Source organism: Streptomyces sp. NPDC006140 (assembly GCF_040628815.1).
Taxonomy (GTDB): domain Bacteria; phylum Actinomycetota; class Actinomycetes; order Streptomycetales; family Streptomycetaceae; genus Streptomyces.
Window position 1 is genome coordinate 653,519 of record NZ_JBEXTS010000001.1, and the last position, 20,206, is coordinate 673,724.

General features: G+C 72.6%; 20 protein-coding genes. 13 read left to right on the forward strand and 7 right to left on the reverse strand.

Translation table 11 applies throughout. The features are described 5' to 3' along the window. Window positions 1-81 precede the first annotated feature (81 nt). Window positions 82-294, forward strand: a complete 213-nt coding sequence (locus tag ABZ386_RS03075; RefSeq protein ID WP_351332312.1) for a hypothetical protein — start codon at window positions 82-84, stop codon at window positions 292-294. A 70-nt stretch (window positions 295-364) separates the two neighbouring features. On the opposite strand, the gene ABZ386_RS03080 is transcribed toward ABZ386_RS03075, so the two are convergent. Further along, complete coding sequence (locus tag ABZ386_RS03080; protein ID WP_351332310.1) at window positions 365-1,012, reverse strand: biliverdin-producing heme oxygenase; 648 nt, start codon at window positions 1,010-1,012, stop codon at window positions 365-367. A gap of 99 nt (window positions 1,013-1,111) precedes the next feature. Further along, entirely contained in the window at window positions 1,112-1,969 is an 858-nt protein-coding gene (gene map / locus ABZ386_RS03085) for a type I methionyl aminopeptidase (RefSeq protein ID WP_031113909.1), read from the reverse strand. A gap of 58 nt (window positions 1,970-2,027) precedes the next feature. Between map and ABZ386_RS03090 the strand changes: the two genes are divergently transcribed. Next, entirely contained in the window at window positions 2,028-2,258 is a 231-nt protein-coding gene (locus ABZ386_RS03090) for a hypothetical protein (protein ID WP_114251799.1), read from the forward strand. 248 nt (window positions 2,259-2,506) lie between these two features. Here the strand turns inward: ABZ386_RS03090 and ABZ386_RS03095 are convergent, their stop codons facing one another. After that, window positions 2,507-3,112 (reverse strand): hypothetical protein, encoded by a 606-nt coding sequence (locus ABZ386_RS03095; RefSeq protein WP_114251797.1) that lies wholly within the window; start codon window positions 3,110-3,112, stop codon window positions 2,507-2,509. Window positions 3,113-3,232: 120 nt separating this feature from the next. Between ABZ386_RS03095 and ABZ386_RS03100 the strand changes: the two genes are divergently transcribed. Genes ABZ386_RS03100 through ABZ386_RS03110 form a run of 3 tightly spaced genes read left to right on the forward strand, consistent with a single transcriptional unit; the run spans window position 3,233 to window position 5,317 of the window. Further along, window positions 3,233-4,306 carry a sialidase family protein gene (locus ABZ386_RS03100; RefSeq protein WP_355728173.1) on the forward strand — a complete coding sequence of 358 codons (1,074 nt, stop codon included), beginning with the start codon at window positions 3,233-3,235 and terminating at the stop codon, window positions 4,304-4,306. A 38-nt stretch (window positions 4,307-4,344) separates the two neighbouring features. Then, window positions 4,345-5,064, forward strand: a complete 720-nt coding sequence (npdG, locus tag ABZ386_RS03105) for an NADPH-dependent F420 reductase (protein WP_351332302.1) — start codon at window positions 4,345-4,347, stop codon at window positions 5,062-5,064. A gap of 13 nt (window positions 5,065-5,077) precedes the next feature. Then, on the forward strand, window positions 5,078-5,317 hold the full coding sequence (locus ABZ386_RS03110; protein WP_351332299.1) for a hypothetical protein: 240 nt from the start codon (window positions 5,078-5,080) through the stop codon (window positions 5,315-5,317). On the opposite strand, the gene ABZ386_RS03115 is transcribed toward ABZ386_RS03110, so the two are convergent. Further along, entirely contained in the window at window positions 5,307-6,107 is an 801-nt protein-coding gene (locus ABZ386_RS03115; protein ID WP_351332296.1) for a site-2 protease family protein, read from the reverse strand. The genes ABZ386_RS03110 and ABZ386_RS03115 overlap by 11 nt on opposite strands. Window positions 6,108-6,211: 104 nt before the next feature. Between ABZ386_RS03115 and ABZ386_RS03120 the strand changes: the two genes are divergently transcribed. Beyond that, the gene (locus tag ABZ386_RS03120; protein WP_358963379.1) at window positions 6,212-6,919 is read left to right on the forward strand and encodes a DUF6578 domain-containing protein; all 708 of its coding nucleotides are present in this window, start codon (window positions 6,212-6,214) and stop codon (window positions 6,917-6,919) included. 228 nt (window positions 6,920-7,147) lie between these two features. Then, on the forward strand, window positions 7,148-10,462 hold the full coding sequence (locus tag ABZ386_RS03125; protein WP_358963675.1) for a BTAD domain-containing putative transcriptional regulator: 3,315 nt from the start codon (window positions 7,148-7,150) through the stop codon (window positions 10,460-10,462). 21 nt (window positions 10,463-10,483) lie between these two features. Here ABZ386_RS03125 and ABZ386_RS03130 read toward each other — a convergent pair whose 3' ends face one another. From ABZ386_RS03130 to panB, 3 genes are all read right to left on the reverse strand, one after another. Beyond that, window positions 10,484-11,299, reverse strand: coding sequence for an ABC transporter permease (locus ABZ386_RS03130; RefSeq protein WP_351332291.1), 816 nt, complete (start codon window positions 11,297-11,299; stop codon window positions 10,484-10,486). Then, entirely contained in the window at window positions 11,296-12,315 is a 1,020-nt protein-coding gene (locus ABZ386_RS03135; protein WP_355723600.1) for an ATP-binding cassette domain-containing protein, read from the reverse strand. Before ABZ386_RS03135 ends, ABZ386_RS03130 begins: the two co-directional genes overlap by 4 nt. 153 nt (window positions 12,316-12,468) lie before the next feature. Continuing rightward, complete coding sequence (panB, locus tag ABZ386_RS03140; protein WP_351332287.1) at window positions 12,469-13,344, reverse strand: 3-methyl-2-oxobutanoate hydroxymethyltransferase; 876 nt, start codon at window positions 13,342-13,344, stop codon at window positions 12,469-12,471. A 201-nt stretch (window positions 13,345-13,545) separates the two neighbouring features. On the opposite strand from panB, the gene ABZ386_RS03145 reads away from it, so the two are divergent. The 6 genes from ABZ386_RS03145 (at window position 13,546) to ABZ386_RS03170 (ending at window position 20,169) form a co-directional block, all read left to right on the forward strand. Then, window positions 13,546-15,147, forward strand: coding sequence for an MFS transporter (locus tag ABZ386_RS03145; RefSeq protein ID WP_356616222.1), 1,602 nt, complete (start codon window positions 13,546-13,548; stop codon window positions 15,145-15,147). Between the two features lie 49 nt (window positions 15,148-15,196). Then, window positions 15,197-15,847: a TetR/AcrR family transcriptional regulator gene (locus ABZ386_RS03150; protein ID WP_355723592.1), complete on the forward strand. Its 651-nt coding sequence runs from the start codon at window positions 15,197-15,199 to the stop codon at window positions 15,845-15,847. Between the two features lie 176 nt (window positions 15,848-16,023). Continuing rightward, window positions 16,024-17,076 carry an endonuclease/exonuclease/phosphatase family protein gene (locus ABZ386_RS03155; RefSeq protein ID WP_351332282.1) on the forward strand — a complete coding sequence of 351 codons (1,053 nt, stop codon included), beginning with the start codon at window positions 16,024-16,026 and terminating at the stop codon, window positions 17,074-17,076. A 136-nt stretch (window positions 17,077-17,212) separates the two neighbouring features. Next, window positions 17,213-18,430: an MFS transporter gene (locus tag ABZ386_RS03160; protein ID WP_355723586.1), complete on the forward strand. Its 1,218-nt coding sequence runs from the start codon at window positions 17,213-17,215 to the stop codon at window positions 18,428-18,430. A 174-nt stretch (window positions 18,431-18,604) separates the two neighbouring features. Further along, the gene (locus ABZ386_RS03165) at window positions 18,605-19,480 is read left to right on the forward strand and encodes an alpha/beta hydrolase (RefSeq protein ID WP_355723583.1); all 876 of its coding nucleotides are present in this window, start codon (window positions 18,605-18,607) and stop codon (window positions 19,478-19,480) included. Window positions 19,481-19,542: 62 nt separating this feature from the next. Further along, window positions 19,543-20,169, forward strand: a complete 627-nt coding sequence (locus tag ABZ386_RS03170) for a glyoxalase (protein WP_356616219.1) — start codon at window positions 19,543-19,545, stop codon at window positions 20,167-20,169. Window positions 20,170-20,206 lie beyond the last annotated feature (37 nt).

Genomic DNA, 20,206 nt, shown 5'->3' on the forward strand with positions numbered 1-20,206 from the left:
CGTACGGGTGGAACAGCGTGTGTGCGCGGCGGCGAACGGGGACCTCTGGGCGTGACCAAGCACCACCGCGAGAGGATTCTCATGCGCATTCGATCCGCTCTGGCCGTAGCCGCCCTGACCGTCGCCGTGACCGCCGCGGGCGCGGCCACCGCCGCCGCCAACGACGACGACGGCCGGGACCACCGCGACGGCCGCCACGTGGCGTGCAGCCCGTACTTCGGTGAGCTCGAGGCCGAGACCGCCGAGATGGAGTGGGGCGGCGCGGTCTGTCACAACGGTGTGTTCGACGTCTGAGCAGGACGGTCCGACGCTCTCCGGAGCCGGTACCGGGGCCTCTCGCCGCGTGCGAGGGGCCCCGGCCCGTTCACGCCGACAGCGGGAACTCTTCGCCCAGCGCCTGGAAGACCGCGTTGTTCAGCGCGTACGCCCGCTTGCACTCGGCGACGACCCGCTGCCGCTCCAGCTCGTCCCCCGGCACCGCGTCCAGCAGCTCCCAGTAACTCCGCTTGAACGCGGCCGGGTTGGGGATCTCCTCGAAGACGTAGAAGCGGACGCCGTCGCCCTTCCTCGGAAAGCCCCACGTCTTCTCGGCCGTGTCGCGGATGATCTGCCCGCCGGAGAGGTCGCCGAGGTAGCGCGTGTAGTGGTGGGCGACGTAGCCGGCCGGCCAGCTGCGGGCGCATTCGGTGACGCGCTCGGCGTACTCCAGCGTCGCGGGCAGCGCGCTGATCCCCGACCGCCAGCCCGGGCCGCGCAGGTACTCCAGGTCCTGCTCCAGCGAGGCCGTCCGGAACAGCTCCGGGCGGACGAACGGCCCGGCCACCGGGTCCGCGGCGAGCTGCTCGGCGCCGGATTCCAGCGCCCCGTACACGAACCACAGCTGCTCCGTGTAGCGCGCGAACGCGTCGACCCCCAGTTTGTTCCCCAGCAGGTCGCTCAGGAAGGTCGAGGCCCTGACCTCCTCGTGCTGCTCGCGGGAAGCGGACCGGATGAGGGTCGAGAAGGATTCCATGGGGCCACTTTTCCCGACGTACTGTCGGTAAAACCCCCGCGGGCACGGGAAAGGCCCGCCCTCCGGGGAGAGCGGGCCGTCGGCCGGGGTGCGGCGGGGTTACGGCAGCGTGAGGATCTCCGCGCCCGTGTCCGTCACCACCAGCGTGTGCTCGAACTGGGCCGTCCGCTTCCGGTCCTTCGTCACGACCGTCCAGCCGTCGTCCCACATGTCGTACTCGTGCGTCCCGAGCGTCAGCATCGGCTCGATCGTGAACGTCATGCCGGGCTGGATGACGGTCGTCGCGTGCGGGCTGTCGTAGTGCGGGATGATCAGACCCGAGTGGAACGAGCTGTTGATGCCGTGGCCGGTGAAGTCCCGGACCACCCCGTAGCCGAAGCGCTTGGCGTACGACTCGATGACCCGGCCGATGATGTTGATCTGCCGGCCCGGCTTGACCGCCTTGATCGCCCGGTTGAGGGACTCCCGGGTGCGCTCCACCAGCAGGCGCGACTCCTCGTCGACGTCACCCACCAGGTACGTGGCGTTGTTGTCGCCGTGCACCCCGCCGATGTACGCCGTCACGTCCAGGTTGATGATGTCGCCGTCGCGCAGCACCGTGGAGTCCGGGATGCCGTGGCAGATCACCTCGTTGACGCTGGTGCACAGCGACTTGGGGAAGCCGCGGTAACCGAGCGTCGACGGGTAGGCGCCGTGGTCGCACATGTACTCGTGCGCCACCTTGTCCAGCTCGTCCGTGGTCACCCCGGGGGCGATCAGCTTCGCGGCCTCCGCCATCGCCCGGGCCGCGATCCGGCCGGCGACACGCATCGCCTCGATCGTCTCGGGCGTCTGCACCTCCGGTCCGGTGTACGGCGTCGGCGCGGGCTTGCCGACGTACTCGGGGCGACGGATGTTTCCGGGCACGGAACGGGTGGGGGACAGCTCCCCCGGGACAAGCAGCGACTGGCCAGACATGCCAGCGAGTCTAACCAGCCGCCGTGGGGGAACATGTCGGTGGCGAGAGGAGCTGGTCATGGCCCTGTTCAAGAAGCGGACGGTCGGCAAGCCGGGCGAGTGGTACTACTGCCTGGAGCACAAGAAGGTCGAGGAGGGGCCGGAGTGCCCGGGCAAGGACCGCTTCGGCCCGTACGCGAGCCGCACCGAGGCCGAGCACGCGATGGAGACCGCCCGCGAACGCAACCTCCAGTGGGAGAACGACCCCAGGTGGCACGACGCCCCGGCGGCCGGCCGCGAGGAGAACTGACGCGATCTGACCCACCCGGACGCCCGGCGCCGACACGGCCCGGGCGTTCGCCGTGTCCGGGCCGGGGTGCCCGGGGCGCCCGGGGTGTCCGGGGGCGGTGCGGGCCGGGTGTTCGTGGTGTTCGGGCCGGGCGCCCGGGACCGGCGGGGGCGGGGTGTTCGCCGTGTTCGGGCCGTAGCGGTCCGGGCGGGTGCCAGGGCGGGGCGTGAGCCAGGTTCGGGTGAGCCAGATCCGGGTGCGCCCCCGTGTCACCAGCGGGCCGGTGGCGGTGCTGTCAGGTGTTCCGCCAGCCTCGACACCCGGTCCCGGAAGCGGCGTCGGCCCCGCGGTGGGGCCGGGAGGGCGTTCTCCCCGGCCGCCGCGCTGACCAGGTGCTGGACCGTGTCCAGGTCCAGCTCCGAGCCGTCCGGGACGGCCAGGGCCTCATGGGCCATCGCGGGCAGCTCGCCCCGGCCGGGGCCGAGGGCCAGGACCGTCGCCCCGGCCCGGCGGGCGTCCGACACCCGTTCCAGGAGGGGCGCGCACGGGGGCTCGGGGGCCACCACCAGGAGTGTCTCGCCGCGCCGGGCCGCCTCCAGCCGGCCGAGCCCCACCGCCAGATGCGCCGGGTCCGAGGGGCGCGCGTCATGCCGTACCAGCGTGGGGGCCAGCTCCGGCATGCCCGACCAGGCGGCCTCGTCCACCAGGTGCGCCGCCAGGTGCCACGGCTCGTACTCCGGCGTGCCGACCAGCAGCAGACCGCCCCCGTGCGACACCACCGAGCCCCGCAGCGCCCCGGCGAACCGCCGCGTGGCGCCCAGCCACTCCGTCCCGGCGAGCACTTCCCGCAGCAGCGCGACCCGTACCGCATCCATGCGACCGCATCCTGCCCGGAGCCGGTCACTCGTGACGTGGAGTTCACCGCGCATTCGCCCGGCCTGGGTAGGCGGACCGGTCACCCGTTCCGTCGTCGAACGACCGGAGGAACCCGCCTCATGACCGAGACCAGCGTCCCCTTCCGCGCCGGCCGGGAGGGATACGCCAGCTTCCGTATCCCCGCCGTCGTCGCCACCGGCACCGGCACGCTGCTCGCCTTCTGCGAGGGCCGGGTCGGCTCCCGGGACGACTTCGGGAACATCGACGTCGTACTGAAGCGCTCCACGGACGGCGGCCGCACCTGGGGCCCGCTCCAGGTCGCCGCCCGCAACGGCGACGCCCTCGCCGGCAACCCCGCCCCGGTCGTCCTCCACACCGGCCGCGTCCTCCTCGTGCACGTGCGCAACGCGGCCCTCGCCACCGAGGACGCCATCCGGCGCGGCAAGGTGACCGCCGCGGACGGCCGCCGCGTGTGGGTGCAGCACAGCGACGACGAGGGCCTCACCTGGTCCGCGCCGCGGGAGATCACCCAGGAGACCAAGAAGCCCCAGTGGCGCTGGTACGCCACCACCCCCGGGCACGCGATCCAGCTGAGCACCGGCCGGGTCGTCGTCCCGGCCAACCACTCCCTGCCGCCCACCGGCACCGACAACGGCACGGAGGGCAGGTACAACGGCGGCCACTGCCTGCTCAGCGACGACGAGGGCGCCACCTGGCGCATCGGCTACGTCGACGACAACACCGACGGCTACATCAACGCCAACGAGACCACCGCCGCCGAACTCCCCGACGGCCGCGTCTACTTCAACACCCGCAACGACTCACCCTCGCCCGGCACCCGCGCCGACGCCCACTCCGCCGACGGCGGGCAGACCCTGGTGAAACCCTTCCGTCCGCAGGCGGGCCTGTCCGCACCCGTGTGCCAGGCGAGCGTCCTCCAGCTCCGCGACCCCGACGTGCTGCTCTACTCCGGCCCTGCCGACCCCGGCTTCCGCGCCCTGATGACGATCCGCGCCTCCACCGACGGCGGCACCACCTGGCGCCCGGCCCACACCGTGGACGGACTGCCCGCCGCCTACTCCGACCTGGTCCGCGTCGACCCGGACACCGTGGGGCTGCTGTACGAGACCGGCGACTTCAGCGCCTACGAGACGATCACCTTCCGGCGGGTGCCCGTCGCGGAGCTGACCTGAGCCGATCGGGGCGGCGCCGCGGTCGTAGAGTCGGGGCCATGACCTCTACCGACAGTGCTGCCACCGACCACGCCCAGAAGGCCCCCGCCAAGGACCCCTGGGACCTGCCCGACGTCTCCGGACTCGTCGTCGGGGTGCTCGGCGGGACCGGCCCCCAGGGCAAGGGCCTCGCCTACCGGCTCGCCAAGGCCGGGCAGAAGGTGATCATCGGCTCCCGGGCGGCCGACCGCGCGCGGGCCGCCGCCGAGGAACTCGGCCACGGCGTCGAGGGCGCCGACAACGCCGAGACCGCGCGCCGCAGCGACATCGTGATCGTCGCCGTGCCCTGGGACGGCCACGGCAAGACCCTGGAGTCCCTGCGCGAGGAGCTGGCCGGCAAGCTCGTCGTCGACTGCGTCAACCCGCTCGGCTTCGACAAGAAGGGCGCCTACGCCCTCAAGCCCGAGGAGGGCAGCGCCGCCGAGCAGGCCGCCGCCCTGCTGCCGGACTCCCGGGTCACGGCCGCCTTCCACCACCTGTCGGCCGTCCTGCTCCAGGACCCGGAGATCGACGAGATCGACACCGACGTCATGGTGCTCGGCGAGGTCCGCGCCGACGTCGAGATCGTCCAGGCCCTCGCCGGGCGCATCCCCGGCATGCGCGGCATCTTCGCCGGGCGGCTGCGCAACGCCCACCAGGTGGAGTCGCTGGTGGCGAACCTGATCTCCGTGAACCGCCGGTACAAGGCGCACGCGGGGCTCCGCGTCACCGACGTGTGAGCCGGTGACGTCCATGGGGGACACTGGACGGCACAGCAGTGCCCGCAGTGTCCCCCGACAGGAGTCGACCGAGATGCCCCGCCTTGCCCTCTACGCCCTGATCGTCTGCGTCCTCTCCGTGGCCGCGGCCGTCGTGTCCTTCACCCGGGGCAGCTTCCTGGGAATCGTGTGGGTGCTGCTGGCGGGCCTGTCGTCCAACATGTGCTGGTACTACGTCAAGCGCGCCAAGCAGCAGAAGTCCGTCACGGGCTGACCGAGCAGAACTCGTTGCTGCCCTGCCAGAAGCGGTACAGCGCCTGCCCGCAGTACGTCTCGAAGTCGCTGATGCCGAGCGACTTCAGGATGGCGTCGATCACGTCGAAGAACACGCCGTTCACGGCCGGCAGCCACAGCAGCGCGAACACGAACAGCAGACCGAACGGCGCGAACGGCTCCACCTGGCGCCGGATGTTGTACGACAGCCACGGCTCGATCACGCCGTAGCCGTCCAGGCCCGGCACCGGCAGGAAGTTCAGCAGCGCCGCCGTCACCTGCAGCAGGGCGAGGAAGGCGAGGGCGAACCGGAAGTCGTTCGGCACGCCGTCCAGGGCGTCCAGCCAGAACGGGGCCGTGCAGACCACCGCGAACAGCACGTTCGTCAGCGGGCCCGCCGCCGAGATCAGGCTGTGCTTCCAGCGGCCCCGGATCCGTCCGTGCTCGATGAACACGGCGCCGCCGGGCAGGCCGATCCCGCCCATGATCACGAAGATCACCGGCAGCACGATGCTGAGCAGCGCGTGCGTGTACTTCAGCGGATTCAGGGTCAGGTAGCCCTTGGCGCCGACCGAGATGTCGCCGCTGTGCAGGGCCGTGCGCGCGTGCGCGTACTCGTGCAGGCACAGCGAGACGATCCACGCCGCCGTCACGAACAGGAACACGGCGACCCCGGGCTGCTCGGCGAACCCGGTCCAGGTCGCCCAACCCGTGACCGCCGTCACGGCCAGGATCCCGACGAAGACGGGACTGATCCGCCGCTCGCTGTGGCGGCTGGTGGCGGTGGTCATGGGACTCCCTGCACTCTCGAACACGCGATGGGACGGCCCGACCGTACCGGGCGCAGGGGGAAAACGTCTCGCGCGGGGCGGTCGGTTCCGGGGAGGGTGGGCGCATGGGGCTCTGGCACGTGATCTACGAAGACTGGCAGATGGAGTGCTGCGGCACGCCGTTCTCGGTGGGGGACGAGGTGAGCTGGCCCCTGCTCCTGGAGGACGCGGACCAGGTGTTCGGCGGCGGCTGGCACGACCAGCTCAGCAAGGTCTGCGGGCCGGTGGAGGACGTGGGCGGCGTCCGGGTGGTGCGGGAGGAGACCGGCCTCACGGCCGCCCTGGCCGCGGATCCCGACGACGAGGAGGACCGGCGGCCGAAGCCCGGGGACCGGATCCGGTCGGTCGGGCTGCTGTCCGTCGAGCGGCACGGCGCGCGGTGGCCCGAGGCCGGCGGGCGGGTGCGGGCCGTACAGGTGCTTGAGCAGGCCTACGCCCAGGCCTCGCCCGGCTCGCGCACGTGGGAGCCGGTGGCGGGGGAGCGGCGGCTGCGGCTGGTGGAGCGGTGCCCGAAGTGGTTCGCCGAGGGCGCGGAGGAACAGGGGCGGCAGTGGAGGGAGTCGGGGGTGGTGGTGACCCTGGAGGTGCCGGGCACGGACTCCTGGCTCTCCCACGCCCTCCGCGAGGCCCGGGGCATCCCCCACCGGGGTGCCGCGCCCGGCACGGAGACCGAGGGCCTGCCGGCGGCTGAACTGGCGGCCCTGCTGGAGAGCCTGAGCACGGCGGCGACCCCACCGAAGCACCGGGACCGACCGAGGCGCCGGCATGGGTGAACACGGCGACGCCCCTGTTGCCGTCGGACGCACGGCCCCGGCCGTCGCCCCTCGCAAACCGCTCAACGGCCGCCCGCCACGCACGCCCGCCGGTGGTGGCCGTGGCGTCGGGTTCGCCGGTCGGGCCGTCTGCTCCGACAGATGTGCCGACGGCCGGCCGTCGCCCACGCCCAACAGCGGTCGTCGCCCCGTCGGGCCGTCGTGACCGTCCCCATGTCACCGGAGACAATGGACCCCGTGCGCTACCGCATCCTCGGCACCACCCAGGCGCTCCGCACCGACGGCACCGCCGTCCCGGTCGGCGGGGCGCGGCTGCGCGCGCTGCTGACCGTGCTCGCCCTGCGCGCGGGACACACCGTGCCCGCGGGGCTGCTCGTCGACGAGGTGTGGGACGGCGATCCGCCCGCCGACGCGCCGGGGGCGCTGCAGGCGCTGGTCGGGCGGTTGCGGCGGGCGCTCGGCGCGGACGCGGTCGCCTCCGCCGAGGGCGGGTACCGGCTCACGGCCGCCCCCGACGACGTCGACCTGCACCGGTTCGAGCGGCTGGCCGGCGAGGGGCTGCGGGCCCTGGCCGACGGCGACCCCGCCAAGGCGGCCGTGGTCCTCGACGACGCCCTCGCCCTGTGGCGCGGCCCGGCCCTCGCCGACCTGCCCGACCGCGCCGCCGAGGCGGCCCGCTGGGACACCCGCCGCCTGGACGTACTGCGGGCCCGCCACACCGCCGCCCTCGCCCTCGGCCAGGCCGAGCAGTCCCTGCCGGAGCTGACCGCCCTGTGCGACAGCCACCCCCTGGACGAACCCCTCCAGGCGCTGCGCCTGCGCGCCCTGCGCGACGCGGGCCGCACCGCCGAGGCCCTCGCCGCCTACGAGGACGTACGACGCCTCCTCGCCGACCGGCTGGGCACCGACCCGGGCCCCGAACTGCGCGCGCTGCACAGGGAGTTGCTGAACGCCCCGGGCCCCGGCGGCTCACCGGCGGCCGACGGGGCCCGGGCGGCGACGCCCGCGCAGCCCCCGGCCGCCCCCGCCCCCGGCAACCTCCGCGCCCGCCTCACCTCCTTCATCGGCCGGGAGACCGACATCGAGACCATCCGGACGGATCTCGCGGCGGCCCGCCTGGTCACCCTGCTCGGCCCCGGCGGCGCCGGGAAGACCCGCCTGTCGCAGGAGGCCGCCGAGACCGTACGGCACGCCATGCCCGGCGGGGTGTGGCTGGCCGAACTCGCCCCGGTCGACGACCCCGCCGCCGTCCCCGAGGCCGTGCTCACCGCCGTAGGCGCCCGCGAGACCGTGCTGTACGGCGCCGGAGCCGAGGGCATCCGGGCCGCCGTCGCCGACCGGCTCGACGACCCCGTCGAACGGCTCGCCGAGCACTGCTCCCGCCCCGGCATGCTGCTGATCCTCGACAACTGCGAGCACGTCGCCGACGCCGCCGCCCGGCTCGCCGAGGAACTGCTGGCCCGCTGCCCCGGCCTCACCGTCCTCGCCACCAGCCGCGAACCCCTCGGCGTGCCGGGGGAGTTGCTGCGCCCGGTGGAGCCACTGCCCGAGCCGGTCGCGCTGCGCCTGCTCGCCGACCGGGGCGCGGCCGCCCGGCCCGGCTTCCGGGTCGAGGACGACCCCGGGGCGTGCGCCGAGATCTGCCGCCGCCTGGACGGCCTGCCCCTGGCCATCGAACTCGCCGCCGCCCGGCTGCGGATGCTCACCCCCCGCCAGATCGCCGACCGGCTCGACGACCGCTTCCGCCTCCTCACCTCCGGCAGCCGCACCGTCCTGCCCCGCCAGCAGACCCTCAGGGCCGTCGTCGACTGGTCCTGGGACCTGCTCGACGAGGACGAACGGGACGTCCTGCGGAGGCTGTCGGTGTTCGCGGGCGGCTGCGACCTGCCCGCCGCCGAGGCGGTGTGCGGACCGGTCGCCCTGGAGGCGCTCGGCTCGCTCGTCGACCGCTCCCTGGTCGTGGCCGCACCGCCCGGTGAGCAGACCGACGGCGAGATGCGCTACCGGCTGCTGGAGACCGTCGCCGAGTACGCCGCCGAGCGGCTGGACGAGTCCGGGCAGCGCGCCGAGGCCGAGCGCGCCCATCTGACGTACTTCCGTGAACTCGCCCGCACCACCGACCCGTTGCTGCGCGGCCCCGGCCAACTCGACGCCATCCACCGGCTGGAGCGGGAGTACGAGAACCTGCGCACCGCCCTGCGGCACGCCGTCGCCCTGCGCGACGAGCAGGAGGCGCTGTGCCTGGCGCTGTCCCTCGTCTGGTACTGGCAGATGCGGGACCTGCGCATCGACGCCCGCAACTGGTGCCGCGAGGTCATGGCCCTCGGGCCCGACCCCTTCACCGAGCCCGTCCGCCCCGCCGCCCCCGTCTGGCAGCGCTGCACCGACGCACCGCCGCCGATGACCGGCGAGGTCCTGTGGGAGGCCCGGCGGGGGATCCACCTGGCCCACCTCGCCTGCATGGACACGGAGCTGGAGGCCTGGCAGAACCCCCGGTCCCAGCAGAAGCTGCGCGCCATCGCGCGGACCTACGAGCCCGGCCTGCCGCAGAACTGCCGCCTGCCCGGCCTGCTCTGGTTCTTCGCCGTGATGCTCACCGGCGAGATGGACCGGCTGCGCGTCATCATCGACGCGTGCATCCGCACCTGCCGGGAGACCCCCGGCTTCGCCTGGGAGCTGGCCTCCGCCCTCCAGATGCGGGCCAACTTCCTCGCCAACCGCACCGACTGGGCGGGCGACGCCGCCCGGGACGCCGACGAGTCGCTGGAGATCTACCAGCGCCTCGGTGACGCCTGGGGCACCGCCGAGGCGCTCTCCGCCCGCGCCGAGGCCCGCGAACGCAAGGGCGACTACCCCCGGGCCGCCGCCGACTACGAGGCGGCCATCGCCCACGCCGAACACCTCGGTGCCCGCGCCCAGGCCGCCGTCCTCACCGCCCGGCTCGGCAGTGTCCTGCTGGAGGCCGGCGAGGGCGAACGCGGCGAGCGACTGCTGCGCGAGGTGATCGCCCAACGCCAGGACACGCACAGCGAGGCCATGCCCGCCGCCCGCCTCTTCCTCGCCGGCCGGCTCGGCCTGACCGGCCGCACCGCCGAGGCGCGCGAGCAACTGCGGCGGCTGCGCCAGGACTTCCGGATCGCCCACTTCATCGTCTTCGACGCGTACATCCTCGGCTCGGAGGCCTGGCTGGACGCCGCGGAGGGACGGTACGAGGAATGCCTGCGCCTGATCCGCAAGGCGCTGGAGCGGGCCGCCGACCCGCTGGCCACGGCCATCACGCCCCATATGCGCTCGGGATACCTGATCACCGGCGCCTGGGCCCTGGCCGGCCTCGACGGCGGGCGGCGCGCCGCGGACGCGGCCCGCTGCCTGGGCGCCTTCGACGCCCTGCTGCCCGCCGGCCACGTCGCCCAGTCGCAGGAGCGCGCCACCCGTGAGCAGGCGGAGCGGCGGGCCCGGGCGGCGCTCGGCGACACGGCGTACGAGACCGCGTACGCGCAGGGCGGCGGCCTCGGTCTGGATGAGGCCGTCGCCCTGCTCTGACGCGCACCAGCCGACTGTCCGTCAGCTCTTGGTGCGGAACTTGTGGATCGCGACGGGCGCCATCACGACCGTGATCGACACCGACCAGGCCACGGTCATCCACAGGTCGTGCGCGACCGGGCCGCCCACCATCAGCCCGCGTGCGGCGTCCGCCAGCGAGGACAGCGGGTTGTAGTCGGTGAAGTTCTGCAGCCAGCCCGGCATCGACTGGGGCGGCGCGAAGATGGACGAGCCGAACTGCAGCGGCATCAGCACCAGGAAGCCCATCGCCTGCACGGACTGCGCGTTCTTCATGATCACGCCGAGCGTGAGGAAGATCCACATCAGGGCGGACCCGAACAGCGCGGACAGTCCCACGGCGGCGAACAGCCCGGGCCAGTCGGTGATGTCGAAGCCCACCAGCACACCGACGATCATCAGGATCACGGTCGCGATCAGCATCCGCACCATCTCGACCGCGATCTTCGCGAACAGTACGGAACCGCGGCCGATCGGCAGCGACCGGAAGCGGTCCATGACGCCGGTGTTGAAGTCCTGGTTGAAGCCGGTCCCCACCCCCTGGGCCATGTTCATGCCCATCATGGCCATCAGGCCGGGGACGATGTACTGCACGTACGCGTCCTGCCCGCCGCCGAGCGCCTGCCCGATCGAGCCGCCGAAGACGTACACGAACAGCAGCGTGAAGACGACCGGGAACAGCACGGCGTCGAACATCGACTCCGGGTCCTGGCGGATCCACAGCAGATTGCGGCGCACGAGCGCCCCGGTGTGCCGCAGATGCCCGCGCAGCGGGATACGGGCGTCCGGTTCGACGTGGGTGACGGCAGCCGCGCTCATACGGCGACCTCCTCGCGGGTGTCGGTGGGCAAGGCGTCCTGCGGGGCACTGGCGCGGTGGCCGGTGAGGGACAGGAACACCTCGTCCAGGCTGGGCAGTTCGGTGGTGATGGAGGCGAGGGTGATGCCGCGCGCGGTGATCGCGCCGACCACGGCGGTCAGCTGTTCGTCGCTGAGGACCGGGACGAGCAGGGATCCGCGCTCGGTGTCCACGGTCGTGGTGGCGAGCCCCGTGATCCCCAGCTCGTCCAGCGCGGCCGCCAGGGGCCGCAGCTGCACCGGGTCGGCCGGACGCACGCGCAGGGTCCGCCCGCCGACCTTCGCCTTCAGCTCCTCGGTGCCGCCGCTCGCGATGACCTTGCCCCGGTCCACCACGGTCAGCTCGGAGGCGAGCTGCTCGGCCTCCTCCATGTACTGGGTGGTCAGCAGCACGGTCACGCCGTCCCCGACCATGGCCTTCACCTCGTCCCACACCTCGTTGCGGGTGCGGGGGTCGAGGCCGGTGGTCGGCTCGTCGAGGAAGAGGACGGAGGGCCGCCCGATCATCGAGGCGGCCAGGTCGAGCCGTCGCCGCATACCGCCGGAGTAGGTGCTCGCGGGCCGCTTCGCGGCGTCCGTCAGCGAGAACCGCTCCAGCAACGCGTCGGCACGCGCGCGTGCCTCCTTGCGGGGCAGGTCGAGCAGCCGCCCGATCATGTACAGGTTCTCCCAGCCGGGCAGCTTCTCGTCGACGGAGGCGTACTGCCCGGTGAGCCCTATCACCCGCCGCAGGTTCCGCGGCTGCCGTACGACGTCGTACCCCGCCACGGTCGCCTGTCCCGCGTCGGGCCGCAGCAGGGTGGACAGGATCCGCACCAGGGTGGTCTTCCCGGCCCCGTTCGGCCCGAGCACCCCCATCACGGTGCCCTCCCGCACGTCCAGGTCGACCCCGTCCAGTGCCTTGGTCTCCCCGTAGTGCTTCACCAGCCCCCGCACGGTGACAGCGGCGCCGCCGGTTCGTGTGTCGATTCGCGTCATGCGGACGACAGTGTCAGGGCGCGCCGACAAACCACCGACAGACCGCTGACAGCGGCCCGCCGGCACCGACATCCCGCCGACAACGGCCCGGAAAAACGGGAACAGCCCCGCCGACGGGGGACGATCGGCGGGGCTGCCCGGTACCGCGGTGGCTCAGTGGACGGAGTGCTCCTCCGAGGGGAACGTACCGCCGACCACGTCCTCGGCGAACGCCTTCGCCGCGTTCCCCATGACCTCGCGCAGGTTCGCGTACTGCTTCACGAACTTCGGCACGCGCCCGCCGGTCAGCCCGAGCATGTCGGTCCACACCAGGACCTGCGCGTCCGTCTCGGGCCCGGCACCGATCCCGACGGTCGGGATGTGCAGCACCCGCGTCACCTCGGCCGCGAGCTCCGCAGGCACCAGCTCCAGCACCACCGCGAACGCGCCCGCGTCCTGCACGGCCTTCGCGTCCCGCAGCAACTGCTGGGCCGCCTCCTCGCCGCGGCCCTGCACGCGGTAGCCCATCGCGTTGACGGACTGCGGGGTCAGCCCGATGTGCGCCATGACCGGGATGCCGGACTCGACGAGCAGCCGGATCTGCTCGTGCGACCGCTCGCCCCCCTCCAGCTTCACGGCCTGCACGCCCGCCTCCTTCACCAGCCGGGTCGCCGAGCGCAGCGCCTGCACCGGACCCTCCTGGTAGGAGCCGAAGGGCAGGTCGCCGACGATCAGGGCGCGCGAGGTGCCTCGTACGACCGCCGCCGACAGCATGGTCATCTCGTCGAGGGTGACGGGCACGGTCGTCTCGTACCCCAGGTGGCAGTTGCCCGCCGAGTCGCCGACGAGCATGACCGGGATCCCGGCCTCGTCGAAGACGGACGCGGTCATCGCGTCGTACGCGGTGAGCATGGGCCACTTCTCGCCGCGCTCCTTGGCGGCGGCGATGTCCCGCACGGTGATGCGGCGGGTGCTCTTGCCCCCGTACAGCGCCTTGCCGCCGTCGGAGGGCTTCTGCTGAGCGTTCTGGGCAGCCGGAAGCTGCGTCATTGCACGGCTCCTCACACGTCATCTCGAGGCGCCCTGACGGCGTCCCCGGACCACGTCCATGGTGGCACCTCGTGCCAGACAGGGCTAGGGGAGCCCCTGTGAGTTCCGCCGGGTGGCCGGAAGTGGCCGCCGCGTAAGGGCTCGGTAAGAGAGTTCCGATACGAGACGGTCCCGTATCGAAATGGGCCTAGGGTCCTCGCCATGACCACTCCTGCCGACGGCGCCGCCCCCACCGGCCGCCGCATACCGGAAGCGGTGCACCGGCGCCGCTGGGCGATCCTCGGCGTGCTGATGCTGAGCCTGCTGATCGTCGTCCTCGACAACTCCATCCTCAACGTCGCCATCAAGACGATCTCCACCCCCGCCCCGACCGGCATCGGAGCCACGCAGAGCGAGCTGGAGTGGGCCATCAACGCCTACACCCTGGTCTTCGCGGGCCTGCTGTTCACCGCCGGGCTCCTCGGGGACCGGCTGGGCCGCAAGAAGGTGCTGCTCGCCGGTCTCGCCGTGTTCGGCGCCGGCTCCGCGTGCGCCGCGTTCTCCGGCTCGCCGGGCGAGCTCATCGCCTTCCGCGCCGTGATGGGCCTGGGCGCCGCGTTCGTCATGCCGGCCACCCTCGCCGTCCTCATGAACGTCTTCGAGCGCGACGAGCAGCCCAAGGCCATCGGCATCTGGGCCGGCGGTGTCGGCCTCGCCATCGCCATCGGCCCGATCACCGGCGGTGTGCTGCTCGACCACTTCTGGTGGGGCTCCGTCTTCCTCATCAACGTGCCGATCGTGCTGCTCGCCCTCGCCCTGATGCTCTGGCTGGTGCCCGACTCCCGCGACCCCGCCCCCGGCCGCATCGACCCCGTCGGCGTCGTGCTGTCGGTCGTCGGCCTGGTGCTGCTCGTCTACGGCATCATCGAGGGCGGCCGGCTCGCCGACTTCACCGACGCCATCGTGCTGTCGGCGATCGGCGCCGGTCTCGCCGTCCTCGTCGCCTTCGTCGTGTTCGAGAAGCGCAGCAGCCACCCCTCCATCGACGTCACGTACTTCAGGAACAAGGTCTTCTCGGCCGCCATCGGCGCCATCGCGCTGGTCTTCTTCGCGCTGATGGGGGTGACCTTCTTCTCCGTCTTCTACACGCAGAGCGTGCGCGGCTACTCGCCGCTGGAGACCGGACTGCTGATGCTGCCGCTGGCGGCCGCCCAGATGATCTTCGCGCCGCGGGCCCGGCTGCTGGTCGACCGCTTCGGCAACAAGGCGACCACGACCGCCGGAATGCTGGTCATCGCCGCGACGCTGGCCGCCTTCGCCACCCTGGACGCGGACACGCCCATCTGGATCCTGGAAGTGATCTTCTTCCTCATGGGCACCGGCATGGCGCACATCATGACGCCGGTCAGCGTCGTCATCATGCAGGCCCTGCCCCGCGAGAAGGCCGGCTCGGCCTCCGCGCTCAGCAACACCTTCCGGCAGGTCGGCGGCGCCCTCGGCATCGCCGTCCTCGGCTCGGTGCTGTCCACCGCGTACCGCACGGGCATCGAGGACAAGCTCGGCGCGCTGCCGCCGGCCCTCCGGCACACCGCGGGCGAGTCCATCGAGGCCACCCTCGGCGTCGCGGCGAAGCTGGGCCCACAGGGCAGGGCCCTGCTCACCCCGGCCCACGACGCGTTCCTGCACGCGATGCACGTCACCGCCCTGTGGGGCGCGGGCGTCGCACTCGTCGGCGCGGTCGTCGTGGCGCTCTTCCTGCCCGGGAAGCAGCCGGCGCCCCGGCCGGGGGAGGAGGAGAAGGAGGTGGCCGAGGCACGGCCGTGAACCCTGCGCGAGAATGCACCCTGACCCGGTCACGAAGGGACGCAAGCCCGTGAGCCTCGCCGAACGGCACCCCCGCCCCGACGGACCCGCGCGGGGCCGCCCCAGAAGCGAGGCCGTCGAGCACGCCATCATCGAGGGCGTGATGAAGCTCCTGGAGGAGGGCGTGCCGCTGGCGGAGCTGTCCATCGAGCGCATCGCCCGCACCGCCGGCGTCGGCAAGGCCACCATCTACCGCCGCTGGAGCGGCAAGGAGGAACTCTTCGTCGACGTCCTGCGCGCCGCCGAACCCGCCGCCCCCCCGCTCCCCGGCACCTCGATGCGCGACGACCTCGTCGTCCTGCTGGAACAGGTGCGCCGGCGCGGCCTGGCCAGCCGCTCGTCGGCGATCCTGCACACCGTGCACGCCCAGATGAAGAGCAGCCCGAAGATCTGGGCGGCCTACGACAACACCGTCATCGCACCGCGCCGCCGCCTCGGGCTGGAGGTCCTGCGCCGCGGCCAGGAGAACGGCGAACTGCGCGCGGACGTCGACATCGAGCTGCTGAACGACCTGTTCGTCGCGCCGGTCCTCGTCCGGGCCGTCCTGCGCCCCGACGCCGACCTGCCCGACGACCTCGCCGAACAGGTCGTCGACACGCTCCTCGACGGCCTGCGGCCCGTCAGCTCACCGTCCGTCAGTTCGACATCCCAGCAGTCCTAGTGTGCGCGTTTCGTCACAGAGCGCGCTTTCCGTGGCCTTGATCGGAACTCCCCGCGGCGACTCGAACGTCATCGCCCCCGTACGGCCGTCGAGGGACGGCGGGAACGGAACGGATCATCCCCTAGGGTCGTAGACACGGGGGCGATGGTGTGCACGGCAGGCAGTGAGGCGACGGTATGGCGCAGCAGGCGTACATGACGGAGACGGACAACGGCGGCTCGGGGCCCGAGCACCGGGGAACCCGGCTTCGGCGCCTGTTCGACCGGCTGCTGGGGCCCTGGCGGGGCGACCCACGGATCTGGCGGCGCGGGCTCGTCGTGGCCACCTGCGCGGTGCTGCTGGCCGTGATCATGGTGCTGCACTCGCGCATCCCGAACACGATCGGCAACCTGGGCAGCCTCACCGAGACCTTCCTGCCCTGGCTGGGCCTCCTCGTCCCGGTGCTGCTCCTGCTCGCCGCGCTCCGCAAGTCGGCGACCGCGCTGATCGCGGTGGTGCTGCCGGCGCTGGTCTGGCTGAACCTCTTCGGCGGCCAGGTCAGCGACAAGACCGGGACTGGCGGCGACCTCACCGTGGCCACGCACAACGTCAACGCCGACAACCCCGACCCGGCCGGCACCGCCCGTGACGTGGCCGCCTCCGGGGCGGACGTCCTCGCCCTGGAGGAGCTGACCGCGAGCGCCGTGCCGACGTACGAGAAGGCACTCGCGTCGACGTACCGCTACCACTCGGTGCAGGGCACGGTCGGGGTGTGGAGCAAGTACCCGCTGACCGATGTGCGGGCCGTCGACATCGACCTGGGCTGGACCCGGGCCATGCGCGCCACCGTGACCGCCCCGGCCGGGCAGGTCGCGGTCTACGTCGCCCATCTGCCGTCGGTGCGCGTGAAGATGGAGGCCGGCTTCACGGCCCGGCAGCGCGACCGGAGCGCCGACTACCTGGGCGAGGCCATCGCCCACGAGCCGCTGAGGAACGTCGTCCTGCTCGGCGACCTGAACGGCACCATGAACGACCGCGCGCTCAACGCGGTCACCTCCCAGATGCGCTCCACGCAGGGCGCGGCCGGCAACGGCTTCGGGTTCAGCTGGCCGGCGTCGTTCCCGATGGCACGCATCGACCAGATCATGGTCCGGGGTCTGACGCCGGAGAGTTCCTGGACCCTCCCGCAGACCGGCAGCGACCATCTGCCCGTCGCGGCCCGTGTGAAGGTCGCCACAAGCGGTTCCTGAAAACCGCAGGTCAGGGCAGTTCGGCCAGGATCCGGCAACGAAGGGTTCACCTCGCGGAATAGTGCGCCTGCGAGACTTTGTTCCGTACTTGAACATACGACGTACGGATCTCCACGCAAGTCTCGAAAGGTTCTTCATGCCCCTGGCCCTGCTCGCCCTCGCCGTGGGTGCCTTCGGCATCGGCACCACCGAGTTCGTGATGATGGGGCTGCTGCCCGATGTCGCGGACGACCTGCACATCTCCATACCCGCCGCCGGCCATCTGGTGTCGGCGTACGCGCTCGGCGTCGTCATCGGCGCCCCGCTGCTGGCCGCGGTCACGGCCAAGATGTCCCGCCGCACGGTCCTCATCGGGCTGATGGGACTCTTCGTCGCGGGCAACGCCCTGTCGGCCCTCGCGCCCGACAACGGCTGGCTGCTGGCCGCCCGCTTCCTGAGCGGTCTGCCGCACGGCGCCTTCTTCGGCGTCGGCGCCGTCGTCGCGACGAACATGGTCGCCCCCGAACGCAAGGCGCGCTCGGTCTCCCTGATGTTCCTCGGCCTGACGGTCGCGAACGTCGTGGGTGTGCCCGTCGCGACCCTCATGGGGCAGCAGCTCGGCTGGCGGGCGACCTTCCTCGGTGTCAGCGCCATCGGCCTGGTGGCCATCGCCGCGCTCGCGTTCCTGATCCCGCACGACCACGAGCACGCCACCGCCAAGGGCCTGCGCGGCGAACTCGCCGCCCTGCGCTCCGTCCCGGTCTGGCTGTCGCTCGGCACGACGGTGGCGGGCTTCGGCGCGCTCTTCGCGGCCTACAGCTACATCACGCCGATGCTCACGGACGCCGCCGGCTACGCCGACGCCAGCGTCACCCTGCTGCTGGCGCTGTTCGGCGTCGGCGCCACCGCCGGCAACCTGCTGGGCGGCCGGCTGGCCGACCACTCGCTGCGCGGCACGCTCTTCGGCGGCCTGACCTCCCTCGTGGCGGTCCTGGCGCTGTTCCCGCTGCTGATGCGCACGGAACTCACCGCCGCCGTCGCGGTGGTCCTGCTCGGCATGGCGGCCTTCGCCACCGGCTCCCCGCTCCAGCTGATGGTCATGGAGAAGGCCTCGTCGGCCCCGTCCCTGGCCTCCTCCGCCAACCAGGCCGCCTTCAACCTGGCCAACGCCGGCGGCGCCTGGATCGGCGGACTCGCCCTGGCCGCGGGCCTCGGCGTCACCTCCCCGGCCCTGGCCGGAGCGGCCCTGGCCGTCCTCGGCCTGGGCGTGGCATCCCTGGCCGCGGTGGTGGACCGCCGCCGGGCTCCGGTCGCCGGACGCGAGCGGGTCGTGGCGAGCCATGTCCCGCAGGAGGCGGAAACCGTGCACCACTGACCGCCGGCGCGGTGATTCCCGGGCGGCAGTCCGTAGGGAGGGTCCTACGGGCTGCCGCTTCGTCGGTCGGTGTCGAAGTCGATGCGGCCACCGGTTCAAGGCGGTGACAGGGCACAAGCGGAACGATGTGTACCCGTTGCACTGGTGATCTTGCGTTGCGTAGTGTCCCCGAGAATGAGCAGTCAGATACCGCCGACCTTCGTGCTGGTCCACGGCGCCTTCGCGAACTCCTTCTCCTTCGCCCCCCTCCAGGCCGAACTCGGCCTCCTCGGCCACCGCTCGGTCGCCGTCGACCTGCCCGGCCACGGCTTCGGGGCGAGCTACCCGCGTGCCTACCAGGCGCCGCAGGATCTCGACGGCCTCGCCACCGCGCCCGGCTCGATCAAGGGCGTCACCCTCGCCGACAACACCGCGCACCTGATCGGCGTCCTGGAGCGGGCCAAGGAGAACGGGCCGGTGATCCTGGTCTCCCACAGCCGGGGCGGCGTCACGGCCACCGCCGCGGCCAACGCCCGGCCGGACCTGATCGACCGCATCGTCTACGTGGCGGCCTGGTGCCCCGTCGCCCTGGACGTCGGCGACTACTACGCCGAGCCCGAGATGGCCACGGTCGACGCCGCGTCGCTGGGTCTGGCCATGGTCGGCAACCCGGCCGAACTCGGCCTGCTGCGCGTCAACTTCCGCACCTCGGACCCGAAGGCCCTCGCGGCGCTCAAGGCGGCCTTCCTCGCCGATGGCACCGACGACGAGTTCCTGACCTTCCTCAACACCTTCCAGCCCGACGAGAACCTGGACGTCGGCACCTCCGCCGACCGGGCGCAGGCCGCGACGTGGGGCCGCATCCCGAAGACCTACGTGCGCCTGGCCGGGGACGCGAGTCTGCCGCTCGCCCTCCAGGACCGGCTGATCCGCGAGGGCGACGCGCTGACACCGGACAACCCCTACGACGTCCGCACCCTCGAAGGCAGCCACCTGAAGTGGCTGACCGCCCCGGCACCGGCGGCCCGGGTCCTGGCCGAGCTGGCCGAGCTCCCGCTGGGGTCCGCCTGATCAGCGGCGGCTGGTCAGGATTCGAGAAGCCGGTTCCCGGGAGCGCGGCTAGCGTCGCAGTCATGACTTCCATCGCATCCGTCACCCTCGAGGTGGCCGACCCGACGGCCGCCGAACGCTTCTACAGCACCGCCTTCGGCCTGGGCGGCCAGGTGCGCCTGCGGGCCTCGGACGCGCCGACCACCGGCTTCCGCGGGTTCACGCTGTCGCTCGTCGTGGCCCAGCCGGCCGACGTCGACGCCCTCGTCGACGCGGCCGTGGCGGCCGGCGCCACGACGCTGAAGCCCGCCGCCAAGTCGCTCTGGGGCTACGGGGGCGTCGTCCAGGCCCCGGACGGGACGATCTGGCAGATCGCGTCCTCGTCGAAGAAGAACACCGGCCCGGCGACCCGGCGCTTCGACGAGCTGGTGCTCCTGCTCGGCGTCGAGGACGTGAAGGCCAGCAAGCGGTTCTACGTCGAGCACGGCCTCACGGTCGGCAAGAGCTTCGGCGGCAAGTACGTCGAGTTCGCCACCGAGTCGGCCCCCGTCAAGCTGGCGCTGTACAAGCGCCGCGGCCTCGCCAAGGTCGCCGGCGTGTCCCCCGAGGGCACCGGCTCGCACCGGCTCACGATCCACGGCGACACCGGGCCGTTCACCGACCCGGACGGGTTCGTGTGGGCGACCGCCTCGGAGACGGCGTCGCTGTGACGGTGACACCGGCACACGGGTCCGAGGTCCCCGAGGG